The sequence below is a fragment of the Enterococcus alishanensis genome (assembly GCF_019218635.1).
Taxonomy (GTDB): Bacteria; Bacillota; Bacilli; order Lactobacillales; family Enterococcaceae; genus Enterococcus_A; species Enterococcus_A alishanensis.
Window position 1 is genome coordinate 317,555 of record NZ_JAHUZB010000004.1, and the last position, 17,881, is coordinate 335,435.

At 38.0% G+C, this 17,881-nt stretch carries 17 protein-coding genes; 6 read left to right on the forward strand and 11 right to left on the reverse strand.

Annotated elements, in window-relative coordinates; all coding sequences use genetic code 11:
• Positions 1-45: 45 nt before the first annotated feature.
• The 3 genes from fusA to rpsL form a co-directional block, all read right to left on the reverse strand.
• Complete coding sequence (fusA, locus tag KUA55_RS11875) at positions 46-2,133, reverse strand: elongation factor G (protein WP_218326543.1); 2,088 nt, start codon at positions 2,131-2,133, stop codon at positions 46-48.
• Positions 2,134-2,211: 78 nt separating this feature from the next.
• On the reverse strand, positions 2,212-2,682 hold the full coding sequence (gene rpsG / locus KUA55_RS11880) for a 30S ribosomal protein S7 (RefSeq protein WP_218326544.1): 471 nt from the start codon (positions 2,680-2,682) through the stop codon (positions 2,212-2,214).
• A gap of 55 nt (positions 2,683-2,737) precedes the next feature.
• Positions 2,738-3,151, reverse strand: coding sequence for a 30S ribosomal protein S12 (gene rpsL, locus KUA55_RS11885; RefSeq protein ID WP_218326546.1), 414 nt, complete (start codon positions 3,149-3,151; stop codon positions 2,738-2,740).
• A 318-nt stretch (positions 3,152-3,469) separates the two neighbouring features.
• Between rpsL and rpiA the strand changes: the two genes are divergently transcribed.
• Both rpiA and KUA55_RS11895 read left to right on the forward strand, forming a co-directional pair.
• The gene (gene rpiA / locus KUA55_RS11890) at positions 3,470-4,144 is read left to right on the forward strand and encodes a ribose-5-phosphate isomerase RpiA (RefSeq protein ID WP_218326548.1); all 675 of its coding nucleotides are present in this window, start codon (positions 3,470-3,472) and stop codon (positions 4,142-4,144) included.
• A gap of 115 nt (positions 4,145-4,259) precedes the next feature.
• Complete coding sequence (locus KUA55_RS11895) at positions 4,260-4,946, forward strand: 2,3-diphosphoglycerate-dependent phosphoglycerate mutase (protein WP_218326550.1); 687 nt, start codon at positions 4,260-4,262, stop codon at positions 4,944-4,946.
• 140 nt (positions 4,947-5,086) lie between these two features.
• Here KUA55_RS11895 and KUA55_RS11900 read toward each other — a convergent pair whose 3' ends face one another.
• From KUA55_RS11900 to KUA55_RS11915, 4 genes are all read right to left on the reverse strand, one after another.
• Entirely contained in the window at positions 5,087-5,482 is a 396-nt protein-coding gene (locus KUA55_RS11900; protein WP_246601498.1) for a VOC family protein, read from the reverse strand.
• Between the two features lie 76 nt (positions 5,483-5,558).
• Positions 5,559-6,185: a uridine kinase gene (gene udk, locus KUA55_RS11905; protein ID WP_218326552.1), complete on the reverse strand. Its 627-nt coding sequence runs from the start codon at positions 6,183-6,185 to the stop codon at positions 5,559-5,561.
• A gap of 67 nt (positions 6,186-6,252) precedes the next feature.
• Positions 6,253-6,939 (reverse strand): YjjG family noncanonical pyrimidine nucleotidase, encoded by a 687-nt coding sequence (locus tag KUA55_RS11910; RefSeq protein ID WP_218326553.1) that lies wholly within the window; start codon positions 6,937-6,939, stop codon positions 6,253-6,255.
• 9 nt (positions 6,940-6,948) lie between these two features.
• Positions 6,949-7,665 (reverse strand): 16S rRNA pseudouridine(516) synthase, encoded by a 717-nt coding sequence (locus KUA55_RS11915; protein ID WP_218326554.1) that lies wholly within the window; start codon positions 7,663-7,665, stop codon positions 6,949-6,951.
• Between the two features lie 335 nt (positions 7,666-8,000).
• Between KUA55_RS11915 and KUA55_RS11920 the strand changes: the two genes are divergently transcribed.
• From KUA55_RS11920 to KUA55_RS11930, 3 genes are all read left to right on the forward strand, one after another.
• Positions 8,001-8,618: a 50S ribosomal protein L25/general stress protein Ctc gene (locus tag KUA55_RS11920; protein ID WP_218326555.1), complete on the forward strand. Its 618-nt coding sequence runs from the start codon at positions 8,001-8,003 to the stop codon at positions 8,616-8,618.
• 214 nt (positions 8,619-8,832) lie between these two features.
• Positions 8,833-9,159 carry a DUF960 domain-containing protein gene (locus KUA55_RS11925; protein WP_218326556.1) on the forward strand — a complete coding sequence of 109 codons (327 nt, stop codon included), beginning with the start codon at positions 8,833-8,835 and terminating at the stop codon, positions 9,157-9,159.
• Positions 9,160-9,553: 394 nt separating this feature from the next.
• Positions 9,554-10,519, forward strand: coding sequence for an ABC transporter substrate-binding protein (locus KUA55_RS11930; protein WP_218326557.1), 966 nt, complete (start codon positions 9,554-9,556; stop codon positions 10,517-10,519).
• Between the two features lie 48 nt (positions 10,520-10,567).
• Here the strand turns inward: KUA55_RS11930 and KUA55_RS11935 are convergent, their stop codons facing one another.
• Both KUA55_RS11935 and KUA55_RS11940 read right to left on the reverse strand, forming a co-directional pair.
• Positions 10,568-11,080, reverse strand: coding sequence for a ClbS/DfsB family four-helix bundle protein (locus tag KUA55_RS11935; protein ID WP_218326558.1), 513 nt, complete (start codon positions 11,078-11,080; stop codon positions 10,568-10,570).
• 13 nt (positions 11,081-11,093) lie between these two features.
• A complete protein-coding gene (locus KUA55_RS11940) occupies positions 11,094-11,903 on the reverse strand; it encodes a MerR family transcriptional regulator (RefSeq protein ID WP_218326560.1) in 810 nt (269 codons plus the stop codon).
• Positions 11,904-12,055: 152 nt separating this feature from the next.
• On the opposite strand from KUA55_RS11940, the gene KUA55_RS11945 reads away from it, so the two are divergent.
• Complete coding sequence (locus KUA55_RS11945) at positions 12,056-13,444, forward strand: MATE family efflux transporter (RefSeq protein WP_218326562.1); 1,389 nt, start codon at positions 12,056-12,058, stop codon at positions 13,442-13,444.
• A gap of 22 nt (positions 13,445-13,466) precedes the next feature.
• Here the strand turns inward: KUA55_RS11945 and KUA55_RS11950 are convergent, their stop codons facing one another.
• Positions 13,467-15,404 carry a KUP/HAK/KT family potassium transporter gene (locus KUA55_RS11950; protein ID WP_218326729.1) on the reverse strand — a complete coding sequence of 646 codons (1,938 nt, stop codon included), beginning with the start codon at positions 15,402-15,404 and terminating at the stop codon, positions 13,467-13,469.
• A 281-nt stretch (positions 15,405-15,685) separates the two neighbouring features.
• Complete coding sequence (gene pnp, locus KUA55_RS11955) at positions 15,686-17,812, reverse strand: polyribonucleotide nucleotidyltransferase (RefSeq protein ID WP_218326564.1); 2,127 nt, start codon at positions 17,810-17,812, stop codon at positions 15,686-15,688.
• Positions 17,813-17,881 lie beyond the last annotated feature (69 nt).

Consider the following 17,881-nt stretch of genomic DNA (forward strand, 5'->3'; position numbering starts at 1 on the left):
GCTTTCTTGACAAAATTCAACTGTTTTCCTAGAAATTTCTAAGAATTATTCAGCTTTTCCGCCGTTTTTCTTAATAATTTCTTCTTGAACAGCTTTTGGTACAGCTTCATAATGGTCAAATGTCATAGTGAAGACACCACGACCTTGAGTAGCTGAACGTAAAGTAGTTGCATAGCCGAACATTTCAGCTAATGGAACCATTGCACGGACGACTTGTAAGCCACCAGTACGAGCTTCCATACCTTCAACCCGACCACGACGAGCAGTTACGTGTCCCATTACATCACCTAAGTAATCTTCTGGAATAACTACTTCAACAGCCATGATTGGTTCTAAGATTGCTGGGTTTGCTTTTTTAGCTGCAGCCCGTAGTGCCATAGAAGCAGCTACACGGAAGGCAGTTTCATTTGAATCGACATCATGGTATGAACCATCATAAAGTTTTGCTTTTACGTCTACGATTGGGTAACCAGCTAAGACACCATTTTCCATAGCATCTTTCAAACCAGCTTCAACGGCAGGAATGTATTCACGAGGAACCACACCACCGACGATTGCGTTTTCGAATGCGAATCCGCCACCTTCTTCGTTTGGTTCAAATTCAATCCATACGTGACCGTATTGACCTTTACCACCAGACTGACGGACAAATTTCCCTTCAGCTTGCGTACCTTGACGGAATGTTTCACGGTAAGATACTTGTGGTGCACCAACGTTAGCTTCTACTTTAAATTCGCGACGCATACGGTCAACGATGATATCTAAGTGAAGTTCACCCATACCAGCGATGATCGTTTCGCCAGTTTCTACGTTTGTTTCAGCGCGGAAAGTAGGATCTTCTTCAGATAATTTTTGTAAAGCGACACCCATTTTATCTTGGTCAGCTTTTGATTTAGGTTCAATCGCAACTTCGATAACTGGTTCAGGGAATTCCATTGATTCAAGAATAACTTGTTGTTTTTCATCACACAAAGTATCCCCAGTAGTAGTGTCTTTCAAACCAACTGCAGCAGCGATATCTCCAGCGTAAACTTCAGAGATTTCAGAACGTGAGTTAGCATGCATCTGTAAGATACGACCAACACGTTCACGTTTGCCTTTAGTAGCGTTTTGTACGTATGAACCTGATTGTAAAACACCAGAGTAAACACGGAAGAATGTTAGACGACCTACGAATGGGTCAGTCATAACTTTAAATGCTAAAGCTGAGAAAGGTGCGCTGTCGTCGGCTGGACGTTCAACTTCTTCTTCAGTTTTAGGATCGATTCCTTTGATAGATTCGATATCTAATGGTGAAGGTAAGTAAGCAAGTACTGCATCTAGCAATAATTGTACCCCTTTATTTTTGAAAGCAGAACCACACAATACAGGGTAGAATTCAACGTTAACTGTCGCTTGACGGATACCGTTTACCAATTCTTCCTCAGTGATTTCTTCGCCTTCTAAATATTTCATCATTAGTTCTTCATCAGTTTCAGCTACAGCTTCCACTAATTTTTCGCGCCATTCAGTTGCTAAATCTACATAATCAGCAGGAATGTCAGTTTCTTCAATTTCAGTACCTAAATCGTTTGTGTACATTTCAGCTTTCATTTTGACTAGGTCAATGATACCTTCGAAATCATCTTCTGCACCGATTGGTAATTGAATTGGATGAGCATTTGCTTGTAAACGGTCATGCAAAGTTTCTACAGAGTATAAGAAATCTGCACCGATTTTATCCATTTTGTTAGCAAATACGATCCGTGGAACACCGTAAGTAGTCGCTTGACGCCATACAGTTTCTGTTTGTGGTTCTACACCTGATTGTGCATCAAGGACAGTAACCGCACCATCTAATACCCGTAATGAACGTTCAACTTCAACAGTGAAGTCCACGTGTCCAGGAGTGTCGATGATGTTGATACGATAACCCTTCCATTGTGCAGTTGTTGCTGCAGAAGTAATCGTAATACCACGTTCTTGTTCTTGTTCCATCCAGTCCATTTGTGATGCACCTTCATGCGTTTCACCAATTTTATGGATTTTACCAGTGTAGTATAAGATACGTTCTGTTGCAGTTGTTTTACCTGCATCAATATGGGCCATGATACCGATGTTACGAGTGTTTTCTAGCGAAAATTCTCTTGGCATTTCTTTTGTTTCTCCCCTCTTAATTGAAATAAAAATTGCGTCTTGTCTTTTGATTGACGTTGTCTACAAAAGAGGATCTTACCAACGATAGTGAGCGAACGCACGGTTGGCTTCAGCCATTTTATGAGTGTCTTCACGTTTTTTAACAGAAGCACCAGTATTGTTAGCTGCATCCATGATTTCTTTAGCCATACGTTCTTCCATAGTATGTTCGCCACGTAGACGAGCATAGTTAACTACCCAACGAAGACCTAATGTTGTACGACGTTCTGGACGTACTTCAACAGGGACTTGGTAGTTTGAACCTCCGACACGACGAGCTTTTACTTCTAAGACAGGCATGATGTTTTCCATTGCTTGTTCGAAAACTTCCAATGGATCATTTCCTGTAGATTCTTTAATTGTATTAAATGCGCTATATACGATATTCGCAGCAGTACCACGTTTGCCGTCAACCATTACTCGGTTGATCAGACGAGTTACTAACTTAGAATTGTACATAGGATCTGGCAAAACATCGCGTTTTGCAATTGCACCTTTACGAGTCATGAATAACTCTCCTCCTTCTTACGAGAAATATGTTCAATTTTTTTAGTTCGAATAATTACGCTTTAGGGCGTTTAGTACCGTATTTAGAACGGCTTTGTTTACGATCGTTAACACCGGCAGTATCAAGTGCACCACGAACGATATGGTAACGTACCCCTGGTAAGTCTTTTACACGTCCACCACGTAGTAATACCACGCTATGTTCTTGTAAGTTGTGACCAATACCTGGAATATAAGCTGTAACTTCGATTAAGTTTGATAAACGAACACGAGCATATTTACGTAACGCTGAGTTAGGTTTTTTAGGTGTCATAGTGCCGACACGAGTTGCTACCCCACGCTTTTGAGGTGAATTGACATTCGTTTGAACTTTTTTAAAGCTGTTATATCCTTTATTCAATGCTGGTGAATTAGATTTTTCCACCTTTGATTTACGAGGTTTACGTACTAGTTGATTAATTGTAGGCATTCCTTGTTCCTCCTTCCTCGATTCGCCATGACTAGACCCACACATCCAGGTGGTTCTTTTTTGGCGATAAAAAATAATGCATCATCTGTGCATCCATTATCAAACGTACCTTGACACAGTCAGCACGTCTCTTTCTGAGAGACCTGTTCACAAAGCACCTTTGATAGCATACCATGGGACATTTCAGCTGTCAACAAGCTCTGCTGCTTTTTTTTAGTTTGAAAAATATTTTTTTACTTGTTTAATGAAAGTATTCCTTTTTTTTTCATGTAACAGCGGTTACAATAAGGAAAACGTATAGAAAGTGGGATTTTTCAAATGAACTTGAAAGAATTAGTAGGCCTTGAAAGTGCCAAATATGTTAAGGACGGCATGATTGTCGGTTTAGGTACTGGCTCAACCGCCTATTACATGGTGAAAGAATTGGGACGTCGGGTTAAAGAAGAAGGTTTAAATATTATTGGTGTGGTTACTTCATTGAAAACAGAAGAACATGCTTTGGAGTTGGGAATTCCTTTAAAAGCCATCGATGATGTTGATCATGTTGACCTAGTAATTGACGGCGCTGATGAAATTAGTTCAGACTTTCATGGGATTAAAGGTGGCGGTGCCGCTCTTTTATTCGAAAAAATTGTCGCAACTTATTCTAATGAAGTCATTTGGATTGTTGACGAGAGTAAAGTGGTAGATCAATTGGGTAAATTTCCGTTACCAGTTGAAGTTGTTCCTTTTGGTAGTGAAAACTTATTCCGCCATTTTCAAGATAAGGGCTATCATCCTGGTTGGCGTCGGACAGAAAACGGTGAGATATTAACAACTGACGGTGGGCATTATATTATTGACTTAAATCTTGAAGTGATTGAAGATCCTCATGCTTTAGCAGATGAATTGGATCAGACAGTTGGCGTAGTCGAACATGGATTGTTCTTAGATATGATTGCTCGCGTGATTGTTGGTACACCTGACGGACCAAAAACAATTGAAGTCCCATAAAAACTTTTTTTAAATTTAAGTTGTTAAGATTAATAGCAAATTCACCAAAAAAATTGTACAATGTAGCGGTAGTATGAAAATTTCAGAAATAAATTACACAAGGAGAGATTTATCCATGCCAAAATTAGTATTTTCTCGTCACGGATTAAGCGAATGGAACAAATTAAATCAATTCACTGGTTGGGCAGATGTTGACTTAGCTCCAGAAGGTGTTGAAGAGGCAAAAGAAGGCGGACGTAAAATTAAAGAAGCGGGTATCGAATTTGATATTGCTTATACTTCAGTTTTAACTCGTGCCATCAAAACTTGTAACTATATTTTAGAAGAATCTGATCAACTTTGGGTTCCAACTGTTAAATCTTGGCGCTTAAACGAACGTCATTATGGTAAATTGCAAGGTCTTAACAAAAAAGAAACTGCTGAAAAATATGGTGATGAACAAGTACACATCTGGCGCCGTTCTTACGATGTATTACCTCCATTAATGGAAGCAACTGACGAAGGTTCTGCAGCAAACGATCGTCGTTACGCTGACTTAGATCCTCGTGACGTGCCGGGTGGCGAAAACTTAAAAGTTACTTTAGAAAGAGCTTTACCTTTCTGGCAAGATGAAATTGCTCCAGCTCTAAAAGACAACAAAACTGTTTTAGTAGCAGCTCACGGTAATTCATTACGCGCTTTAGCTAAACATATTGAAGGTATTTCTGATGAAGACATCATGGACTTAGAAATTCCAACTGGTCAACCTTTAGTTTATGAATTAAACGATGACTTAACAGTTGCTAAAAAATATTACCTATAAGATATTTTCTTAAACGATTCAGTCTTTTGGCTGAATCGTTTTTTTATAAAAAACACCTGACAATTTTGTAGCGACCTTAATAAGTTAGCTTTTTGATCTAACTCCTTTGAATCGTCACCTTTGTCAGGTGTTTCCTTTGATTAAACTTTCATCCAAATGGGCTGTAATTGATTACCATCTAAATCTTCTACTTCTAATTGATACAATTGTTCTTCAGAAAAACCTAATTCTAGGTGAAAAGTACTGCCGCCATTATCAGCAGCTAATTTTCCAAATTGTTTTACTTCCGCTACATTATCCATGCTAAAAGCAGTCATTGAAGTATTGTATTGTTTGGTATCAATCAATTTTTTTTCACCGATAAATTGTTGATAAAATTCGTGTGACAATAACATGACCCAGAAATTATCGTCCCACATCATAGCAGCTGATTGTTCGTTTTGCATGTCTTCATTCAATTTAAATCCCAACTTCTGATAAAAAGTGATAGATTTCTGTAAATCACTAACTGGAAAATTCGTAAAAACCATTGTCATAAGGGCACTTCCTTTTTGAAGTACTATCTCATGAATCAAAAATACAGTCAAAATAAAAAGCCGAGAATTCTCTCGACTAATCGTGATTTAGAAAGGTAGCTACTTTCGTTGCAATCAAATCAATCGCAACATGGTTTTCGCCGCCTTCTGGCACAATAATATCAGAATAGCGTTTGGTAGGTTCGATAAACTGGTGATACATTGGTTTGACGACACCTAAATATTGTCCAATGACTGAATCTAGTGTCCGTCCTCGTTCTTCCATGTCGCGTTTGATTCGGCGAATAATCCGAATATCGTCGTCTGTATCAACATAGATTTTAATGTCCATTAAATCTCGTAAACGTTCGTCCTCTAAAATTAAGATGCCTTCTAAGATAATGACTTCCTTCGGTTCTTCCACAATGGTTGCTTCCGAACGAGTATGGTTCACATAATCATAGACGGGAACTTCGATGGCTTCGTATTTCAATAATTTTTCTAAATGAGTGATTAATAAATCCGTATCAAAAGCAAAAGGATGGTCGTAGTTTGTCTTTAACCGCTCCTCAAAACTTAAATGACTTTGATCCTTGTAATAAGAATCGTGCTCCAACATCATGATGGAATGATCGGGAAAATGATTGTAAATTGCCCGACTGACGCTGGTCTTTCCACTACCTGATCCGCCGGTTACCCCGATGATAATTGGCCTTGTACTCATCTACTTAAAACCTCTTTCGTTTTTTTCATTCTATCTATTATAACGAAAATATAAAGAATTACTACTATCAATTCATGTCTAAAAGCGGATAAAGTTCTGTTAGGCGCGTAATTTCATAAGTTGGCTTAATTGTTTCAGCAGAGTCTTGCCAATTATTTAACCAAATTGTATCGATGCCTGCCATTTGTCCACCTTTAATATCAGAAGTTAATGAGTCGCCAATGATCACCGTTTTGGTTAAATCAATTTGTGGAATTTCATTAAATACGTGATCAAAAAAAGCTTTTTCTGGTTTGTGAGTACCTAATTCTTCAGAAATAAATACCTTTTTAAAATACGGTTCTAAGCCTGATTCACTTAGACGTTGCCGTTGGGTTGTCGAGACACCATTGGTCACAATGTAGAGTGCTTCAGTTTGACTTAATTTTTCTACGACAGTCAAACTGTCTGGCATTAAATCATGTCCGGCGTTTAATAATTGGCGGTAGCGATCTTCCGTTGCTGGACCGTTTATTTCTCGACCAATAGTTTTGAAGAAACGGCTAAAACGGGTAGCTAATAATTCTTCACGGGTAATTTTTCCTAATTCATAATCCCGCCAAAATCCTTGGTTCATCAATTTGTATGCCGCTTTATCTTGCGGTAAGTTTCTCACTTCTAACTCTGTAAATAATTGATTCAAGGCTTTTTCTTCAGTAGCTTTAAAATCTAACAATGTGTCATCGATATCAAATAATAATGTGTTGTATTTCATTTTTTCCCTCTATCTAAAATATATTTTTAATTGTTGTAACTCCTGCACAGTTAACTTGCGGTAATCGCCGGGTGCTAAATCAGCCGGCAAGACTAGAGGTCCCATCGCCACACGTTTTAAAGCTGTAACTTTTTTTCCACGTGCTAAAAACATCTTTTTGACTTGGTGAAACTTACCTTCTTGAATCGTTAATTCTACTTTACTGGACTTTTCAGTTGTTGCCAAAATTTTTAACTTTGCCGGCTGACAAACAATGCCGCCATCAAAAATAATCCCTTCAGCAAAAGCAGCAATATCAGCCTCAGTAACCCGCTCATTAATTTCTGCTTGATAGGTTTTACTCACTTTTAAGCCTGGCTGTAATAAATCATAGCCTAGTTGTCCATTATCCGTCAGCAATAATAAACCAGTAGTATCACGATCTAAGCGTCCCACTGGATAAAGCTCGGCTCTAAAATCTATCGGTGCCACCAACTCAGTAACTGTCTGAAATTGCCCATCTTTTTTAGCCGTCACTACACCGAATGGCTTATTTAACAAATAATAAACCTGCTGGGTGACTAATCTTTCTCCATCAACGATTATTTCATGCAGCTGGCTATCGACATTGCGAGCTGGATTACGCTCAATTTGACCGTCAACTATAACTTTATGCATTAAAAACAAACGCTTCATTGCTTTACGAGTCGTCTGCAATTGTTCTTCTATAACTTTATCTAAACGCATGGGTCTTCCTTTTTTTGCTTTATTATAACTCTTTTTTTCTGGTTTAAAAAATAAAGTGAGTAATTTATCCTTGCAAAATACCTCAAAGTGTCCTAACATTAATTAATACGAAGAAATTAACTTTGTATCTTAAGTGAATCGACATAATTATGTCAAAGGTTTCTCATACACAGCGTAATGACCTGGTGGAGAAAGTTGAATTTAGACTTTTTTTAGGCAGCTGTAAAAAGCTGTCTTTTTGCGTTCTCGCAAAGCCAACGTGCTGAGAATAACCGTCACTTAAAAAATCTGTCTGACAAACCAGCAGGCAGTCTATTTTAAGGAGGAATTTGGTTATGGCAGTAACATTGAAAGTTGAAGAAAGAGCAACTCGTCCCCGTTCCCTACGTAACAAACTACGTCACGAAGGTAAGATCCCAGCAGTCGTTTATGGTTACCAAGTAGAAAGCACATCAATCTCAATTGATGAAGCTGAACTATCAAAAGCATTAAGAGAAAATGGTGGGAATACCGTTTTTGCTTTAGATTTAAACGGCAAAAAAATCAACACTTTATTACATGCGACACAATCTGATACTTTCACACGTGTATTAACTCACGCAGAATTCTTATCAGTAAATATGTCTGAAGAAACTGAAGTTGAAACTGAAATAAGCTTAGTCGGCGAAGCAGCTGGCGTGAAAGCTGGCGGTGTCTTGAACCAAACTTCATACACAGTTATTGTTTCAGCTACTCCAGCAAACTTACCAGAAAACATTGAAGTAGATATTACCAACTTAGAAATTGGCCAATCAATTACTGTTGCTGATCTACCTAAGGATGCAGACTACACTGTGGTTACTGATCCTGAAGAACAAATCGCAAACATCAGTGAAGCACAAGCAGCTGAAGAAGTTGATGCACCAGCAGAAGCAGCTGAACCAGAAGTTATCGGCGCAACAGAAGCTGAATAATTTAAAGCCCAAGCAGTTATCATTTTTGATAGCTGCTTTTTTTATATTTGGAAACCAAAAATTTGTTTTTTCTACTTAAACAGGATAAAATTAATCACTACATAAGTAATTTTTGCAGATGAAGGTACCCGTTCGTCTCATTCAGAATGGTATCCGCATTGAAAAATCTGATTAAATTTCTGGAAAAGAAATTTAATCCAAAGGAGGATACAAAATGTTTGAAACATTTGATTCTAATCGCAGCCGTTATGCCTCAGTCGGAGTTGTATCCAGTCTACCTGGCGAATTAATCGATAGTATCTGGTATATTATTGACTTAGACATCAAAGGCGTAATCCCTTTAAACAATATGCTTTCTTTTGGTGTAATTAATAATAATGGCCATGTCACGATGCATTTTTCGCAAGATGATGATAGTGTTGAGATGGGCGTCGACTTACCTTTTATGTATTCAACTGAATTTCCTAGTGAAGTATATGCTTACGATGATGGTACTAGACAAACCATTTTATTACCTAGCGAAATTCGCCAAAGAGGATAAAACAATTAGCCACGGCAACAGAAGTTTCATTCTGTTGTCGTTTTTCTGTGTTTAAAATTAAAATATTTCCATTTTTCTTATTTACATCTCATTTTTTATCATGTATACTAGTGAGCAATTACAAGTTGGAGGTCATTCTTATGACAAACAGAATCTACTCACAACTGAATAACCGCTTTTTCTTTAGCTTTTTTAGATAGGTTTGTATTCATCAAGATGGATGCAGACTACCGAAGTTTTGTATCTATCTATGATGGCTAAAGGATTTTAACGTACCACCAGCCACGTAGAAGAAATTCTAAATGGCTGAACATGTACGATCTATTCTCGTCGATTCATCACCCATTTAGTTTTTCTAAGTGGGTGATTTTTTTATGGAGAGGAAGAGAAGTATATGAAGAAGAAAATGTTAATGGGGTTAGGATTGTTAAGTTTATTAGTATTAGGAGCTTGTGGTCAAGGTGAAGCCGATGAAAAAAGCGAAGTTAAAAAAATCGGTATTTTACAAACTGTTGAGCACGGTTCTTTTGATGAATCACGGGAAGGCTTCATCCAAGGATTAGCTGAAAACGGCTATACAGAAGGTGAAAATCTAGAAATCGAATATCAAAATGCTCAAAGTAATCAAGGAAACTTACAAAGTATGAGCGAAAAATTAGTTTCCGACCAGCCTGATTTATTATTAGGTATCGGCACACCAGCTGGTCAAGGTTTAGCCACAGCAACACAAGATATTCCGACTTTAGTTACTGCTGTAACAGATTTAAAAACCGCAAAATTAGTGAAAAGTTACGACAAACCTGGTACCAACATTTCTGGAACTACTAATTTATCACCCATCAAAAAACAAATCGATCTATTGCTATCAGTCGTTCCTGATGCTAAGAAGATTGGCTTATTATACAATTCCGGTGAAGTGAACTCACAAGTGCAAATTGATGTCGCAACCGAATATTTAAAAGAATTGGGTATCGAAACTACTATCAAGACTGCATCAAATACCAACGATGTCCAACAAGCAACAGAATCTGTAGCCAATGATGCTGATGGTATTTACATCCCAACTGACAGTACTTTTGCCAGTGCGGCTGCCGTAGTTGGCGAAGTTGTTAAAGAGAAAAAAATTCCGTTAGTTGCCGGTTCCGTTGACCAAGTTAAAGAAGGCGGCTTAGTAACTTTAGGCGTAGATTATGTTTCATTAGGCTACCAAACAGGTGAAATGGCTGCAAAAATCTTAGATGGTGAAGCGAATCCTGAAGATATGCCAGTAGAGTCTGCTAAAGATTTAGCGTTCTATGTTAATAAAGACATGGCTGCGGCTTTAGGCATCGATCCTGAGAGTATCAAAGAACCAAAATAAACAAAAGCCAATGAAATCTTATTGAACAGATTTCATTGGCTTTATCTATTACTTAGCTAAAGTTTTTTTATACTGGCGAATTTTCTTCAAAGCCCATTCATAATGACTACTCATGGAAGACGCGCAATAACTACCTAACGAAGTGCTACCGGTCCAAGAAAAATATTTTTTGGTGAATAGTTCTTCTTCAGAAAAATTCGCTACCAAGTCCATCAACGCTTGGTGACTCTTCGACAGCATTTTCTTGGCATCCGCCAGTTCAGTCGTTTGGTGTTTTTCCCAAAAGACCAGATTCATTTCACCATAATTTTTCCAATTATAAGGAGCGGGTAAAAAGGGAACCACCTGCTCGCTCTTTTGATTCTCAGCAATGAAAGTCAACAATAATTGGTGCCATTCATAGAGATGAATTAGGACATCGCGAATATTACGATCGCGATCTTCGAATGGGAAAATGCCTACTTGCTCTGCTGGCGTCAGACTGTCAATCAAAGTAAATAGTTTGTCGTAATTCTCTTGAGAAAAGCTAAGTAATTCTGATTTTGTACGTGCTCTTGCCATTATTTTTCCTCCTTTATTTTAAAACGAGACAGGCTTCTGTCACCCATTTTTCTGGATCAGGCGTTTGCGCAGGGGAGACATGATTAATATTAAACATCGGTCCAGCCATTTCGTAATCCTGGGTTTCCAACCAACGAGCCAATGCATTCATTACTTGTGGCATTTGTCCATAGGATCCTTGAAATGTTACCGAAGCTGTTTTTATGGCTGGAGCTACAAAAAATTTGACTTCTTCCATATCTGAATAGTCACCAACAACCGTACTTTGCAATTCTAAATCAATCTGTTGATCTTGGTATTCTTCGTCGTGATAGATACTAATCCCCACCGGCGGTGAACTAAATTGAACTTTTTGAGCTTCAGCAGCTGCTCCAAGTGTTTGCCACAATTCGCTTTCACCGCTGGCATCTGCAATGACTTTTCGAATACTCATGACTTTACGAGCGGGTAATTCTTTTAAGACCACATGGTAATCTAGTAAGTTTTGACGGTCATCCAACTCTGCTTGAATTTGAGCCAAACTATCTTTTTGCTGGGTAATGACTGCTAATTCCTCTGCCAACTCTTGCTGTCGGGTGTATAAATATTTCTCAAGATCAACCGGATTTTCTTGGTTTAAAATTTCCTTGATTAAAGCCAGCGAAAAACCAAATGACTGGAGCTTCTTGATTTTATTGACGGTGGTTAATTGTTCTGCCTGATAATAACGATAGTTATTATCAGGATCAATTTTAGCGGGTTTCAATAAATCCATTTTTTCATAATGACGTAACATACGACTACTGGTTCCTGACAGTTTTGAAAATTGTTTAATCTTAAACATTACGCTTCCCCCTTTGTTTATTCTATTGTAAACGTTGACACTGTGTTAATGTCAATTAATTTTCAAAAACTTTTTCATAACCCTTGCATTCAGAAAAGTCTGTGGTAATATCAGTAGAACCAAAAATGATTTCACTCAAAAAGGAGTAGATAATGAAAGATCTTACCCATAGCAATCCTGCCAAATTAATCTTATTTTTTGCTTTACCTTTGCTGGTAGGAAATATTTTCCAACAGTTCTACAGTATGGTGGATATGATAATTGTCGGACAAACATTAGGCAAAGATGCATTGGCTGCAGTTGGCGCTACCGGATCGGTAAACTTTTTGATTATTGGTTTTGCTCAAGGCTTAACGGCAGGGCTTTCGATTATTACAGCCCAGCGTTTTGGGGCCAAAGATCCGTTAGCTGTTCGGAAAAGTTTTGCTACGTCGGTGATTATTAGTCTGATCGTGACCGTAGTTTTAACCGCTTTAAGCTTAATCTTTTTACGGCCCTTATTATTGCTTATGCAGACGCCGGTAGAAATTATTGACCAGGCGCAACAATTTATTTCTATTATTTTAGCCGGAATTTTTGCGGCAATGGCTTTTAACTTACTGTCTAATATGATTCGTGCTTTAGGTGACAGCCGCACCCCACTATTTTTCTTAGCGATTGCAGTAGTGGTGAATGTTGTATTGGATTTAATTTTTATTATTCATTTTCATATGGGCGTAGCCGGTGCAGGTTTTGCCACTGTGATTGCCCAAGTTTTTGCAAGTTTAATGTGTGTGGTTTACATCAAAAGGAAAATCCCCTTGTTACAAATTAGTCGCAAACATTTTACTTGGGATAAAGAAGAAATTCGAATCCATTTAAATTCTGCTTTACCGATGGGTTTTCAATCATCAATTATTGCTATCGGAGCAGTTATTTTACAATCAGCTTTAAATAGTTTAGGTACGAATGTCGTAGCGGCTCAAGCTACAGCTAGTCGAATTGACCAGTTTGCGATTTTACCAATGATGTCTTTTGGAATTACAATGGCGACTTTTACTGCACAAAACTTTGGCGCAAAAAAATATGATCGTATTTTATTAGGCGTGAAACAATGTTTGATAATGACCATTGGCTTTAGTATTTTTGCTGGTTTAGGCGTGATTTTCTTTGGAGATCATTTAGTTAATTTATTTGTCGCCCGTAGTGAAGTCAAAGTTTTCCAATTAGCCCAAATCTATTTTAATATTAGTGGTTCTCTTTATTGGATTTTAGCGATTCTCTTTGTTTTACGTTATACCTTACAAGGCTTGGGACAAGCGAAAGTACCGACAATTGCTGGAATTATGGAGTTGATAATGCGCTCTTTTGCTGCTCTAATTTTAACACCATTATTTGGTTATACTGGTGCTGCTTTTGCACCTCCGCTAGCTTGGATGGGTTCAGTAGCTGTTTTACTAGCTTCTTATTTTAAAGCCATGCGTCATTTAAAAAAATTAGATCAAGAACAAAATCAAGAACATGCTGAAAAACAAATAATGCACAGTCTTTCTGAAGAATAATCAGAGAGACTGTGCATCTTTTTTATGTCCGTTCTTTCAACCAAGTTTTGCGCGCTTGACCTAAAACCAACGGTACTGTTTCGTAAGTAACATCACTATATTCAATTCCAAACCAACGTTCTGGTGAAACGGCATAACGTTTAATTGCTAAACGAGCCTGCATAATTTGTCGATCCCATTTTGGAATATTGGTTACCGTCGATAATTCTTCTTGAATCAAGACAAATCGGAAATCCCCCACTTGGCGTCCTGGTGTCAAGGAATAATGTTGTGGTTGTTTATCTAAGCGCCCTTGTCTCATTAAATCATGGATAATTTGTCGCAAGTAAACATTCACATCTTGAGAGATTCTAAAGCCTAGATACAATTTCACTTGGACAATAAAATCTGTACCCATCATATCAATACTATATTCTCTAGTATAAGGTTCATCGGTTACTTCCACATTAACAAACCAGTAAACTTTTGCCCGCTTCAAACGCTTATCTAAAATCGAATAAATAAATTGATTGCCAATCTGATCATTTTCTAATTTTGGTACCATGAAAACGACATTGGTTTGGTAATATGGAATACGTTTATCATCTTTCAATTCTTGTAATTGCGGTAAGTAATCTTTTAACGAAACCTCTTCGGCATTGTTTTCTTGAATTTGATTACTACGATGCCAGATATACATTACCATTAAAATTATACCTGCCATACCAACAGCAACAAAACCACCGTGGAAAAACTTAGTAATACTAGAAATAAAGAAGAAGCCTTCCAGAGTACCAAAGAAAACAATCATTAAATAAGACAATAAACGAGAAACATTTTTTTGCCGCATATAATGATACAACAAGAAAGTTGTCATTAACATTGTTACTGTAATCGATAGACCATATGCCGCTTCCATGTGACTAGAAGTTCTAAAGGTCACTACAATCAACGAACAAGCCAACCATAAAATCAAATTAATCGCTGGAATATACATCTGTCCGATCGACGAGCCGGGATACATAATTTTTAAACGAGGTAATAATTTTAATTTGATCGCTTCAGAGACTAAGGTAAAAGATCCAGAAATCAAGGCCTGAGAGGCGATAATTGCCGCAATCGTCGCAAAAACAACCCCGAAAATAATCCAACCATCTGGTAGAATTTGGAAAAATGGATTTAATTCTTCTACTTGATAAAGATTCACATTTCCTTTTGAATGAATCATCCAAGCCGCTTGACCAGCATAATTTAAAGTCAAACACGCCATCACGTATGGCCAACTAAAACGAATATTTTTCTTGCCTACATGTCCCATATCTGAATACAGAGCTTCCGCACCCGTAGTTGCTAGAAAAATACTACCTAAAATAAAGATGCCGGCTTTGTTATCCGGGCTAAACAATAAATGAAGAGCATAATAAGGATTGATGGCTTTAACCACGGAAAAATCATACGGAATATTCATCAAGCCCATCACGCCTAAAAAAGTGAACCATAACAACATAATCGGTCCAAAAGCACGACCTACCAATTCAGTTCCAAAACGTTGAATAAAGAATAAGACCAATAAAATCACCAAAGTAATCACGACAATAATATTTTGATCCATCCCGAAGTGCGCCGAAAATTCTGGAATTCCCCGCAAACCTTCAATCGCTGTCGTGACTGTTACTGCTGGTGTTAAGACACCATCGGCCAACAAAGCGGCGCCACCAATCATAGCAGGTACAATTAAATATTTTCCGCCTTTTCTAACCAAAGCATAGAGAGAGAAGATCCCACCTTCACCATGGTTATCTGCATTCAAAGCAATAATCACGTATTTTACAGTCGTTAATAACATGACTGTCCAAAAGACTAGTGAAACAACACCAATTACGAAGTCATTGGTGACACTACCAAGGCCGCCCTGTTCATTTAAAATTGCTTTCATTACATAGAGTGGGCTCGTTCCAATATCACCGTATACCACACCCATCGCAATCAAAAGTCCCGCAACGGAAAGCTTTTTCTTCTGGCTATGATTTGTTTTCTCCAAAATAATCTTCCTCCTCGATTATAAAAAAAGACCTAAACAAACAGCAGGCTGCTTGTTTAGGTCTTGCAAATTGCTCCTCTAGACCAGTGTGGTAATCACACTTGATATTGTTGATCTAAAAGCATAGTCAAAACTATGTCGCTACTCCCCTAAAACACAATGTATTATCACCGTAATTTTGCCATTTGTCAAAGAAAATTAAGCGATATGAGAGAATATTCTTATTTGTCTTCTTTCTTCTCTTCGTCTTTTTCTAATAAGACTTTACGAGAAGCATTCACACGGCCTTGACGGTCGATTTCTGTGACTTTCACTAAGACTTCATCGCCAAGTTTCACCACATCTTCAACTTTACCAACTCGCTCGTTTGCCAGTTGAGAAATATGAACCAAAGCATCTTTGCCTTTAATCAAGTTCACGAAGGCGCCAAATTTTTCAATGCGGACAACTTTACCTAAGTATACTTCGCCAACTTTAACTTCTTTAGTTAATTCTTCAATGATCTTGATGGCTTTTTTAATCATATCAGCATCAGCTGAAGCGATACTTACATTACCTTCTTGATCGATATCAATTTTCACGCCAGTTTCTTCGATGATGCCGTTAATTGTGTCGCCACCTTTACCGATAACATCTTTGATTTTGGCTGGATCAATTTTGATCATTTCAATCTTCGGTGCATATGGGCTTAACTCTTTACGAGGTTCAGCAATTGTTTCAGTTAACACTTCTAAAATTTCAAAACGAGCTTTTTTCGCTTGGTCCAAAGCTTCTTTTAAGATTTGTTCCGTGATTCCTTGGATTTTAATATCCATTTGTAAGGCTGTAATTCCGTCTTTTGTTCCAGCAACTTTAAAGTCCATGTCGCCTAAGTGATCTTCTAAACCTTGAATATCAGTCAAGATTGTATAATTTTCACCATCAGAAACAAGTCCCATCGCAATTCCGGCAACTGGTGCTTTAATCGGCACACCAGCATCCATTAAAGCCAAAGTCCCAGCTGAAATACTTGCTTGCGAAGAAGAACCATTTGATTCTAAAACTTCCGCCACTAAACGAATAGTATAAGGGAAATCCTCTTCACTTGGAATTACTTGTGCCAACGCACGTTCACCTAAAGCACCGTGACCAATTTCACGACGACCAGGGGAGCCAGCTCGACCAGTTGAACCCACTGAAAATTGTGGGAAATTATAATGATGGATGAATCGTTTACTATCTTCCACACCTAAGCCATCAATAATTTGATGCTCACCTAATGGTGCTAAAGTAGCAGCTGATAATGCTTGAGTTTGTCCGCGGGTAAATAAACCAGAACCGTGAACCCGTGGTAATAAACCAACTTCTGCATCTAAAGCACGAATTTCATCTAGTTTACGACCATCAGGACGAATTTTGTCGATCGTGATTAATTCACGCACAACATCTTTTTCAAGGTCTTCAGCAATTTGTTTCACTTCTTTTGCCAATGATTCTACATCTTCAGCTTCTGCAAATTTTTCTGCATAAACTTCGATAACTGTTTCTTTGACTTTATGAATTTCATCTTCACGAGCTAATTTTTCTTCTGTTAATACAGCCGTTTTCATTGTTTGGTAATACTCGTCGAAGATTTCTTTTTTCAATTCAGGATTGACTTGTAATAAATCAATTTCCATTTTTTCTTGACCAACAGCAGCTACGATTTCGCTTTGGAAAGCAACCATTTCTTTAATCGCTTCAAAACCAAATAATAATGCGCCAAGCATATCTTCTTCTGAAGCTTCTTTAGCACCAGATTCCACCATGTTGATGGCTTTTTTAGTACCAGCTACGGTTAAATCAATATCAGATGCAGCCGCTTGATCCGTTGTTGGATTCAAGACATACTCACCATCGACACGACCTACTTCAACACCAGCAATCGGACCTTCAAAAGGAATGTCAGAAATTGCTAAAGCTAAAGATGAACCAAACATCGCTGCCATGGCTGGAGAGTTATCTTGCTCCACACTCATTACAATATTGGTTACTTGGACTTCATTACGGAATCCTTCTGCGAACATTGGACGAATCGGACGGTCAATTAAACGCGCAGTTAATGTCGCATCGGTACTTGGACGACCTTCACGTTTGATAAATCCACCAGGAATTTTACCAACTGCATACATTTTTTCTTCATAGTTAATCGTTAATGGGAAAAAGTCGAAGTTCTTCGCTTCTTTTGAGGCAACTGCGGCACTCAAAACGACTGTATCCCCATAACGTACTAAGACAGCACCGTTGGCTTGTTTTGCTAGTTGGCCAACTTCAACTTCCAAGGGACGTCCGCCCCAAGTTGTTTTAAAAACTTGTTTTTCTGATGACATGTATTTCTCCTTTTTTTCCTTCTGCACTCATGGGATCTACTAAACAAATGGAAACGGCGAAACTTTCGC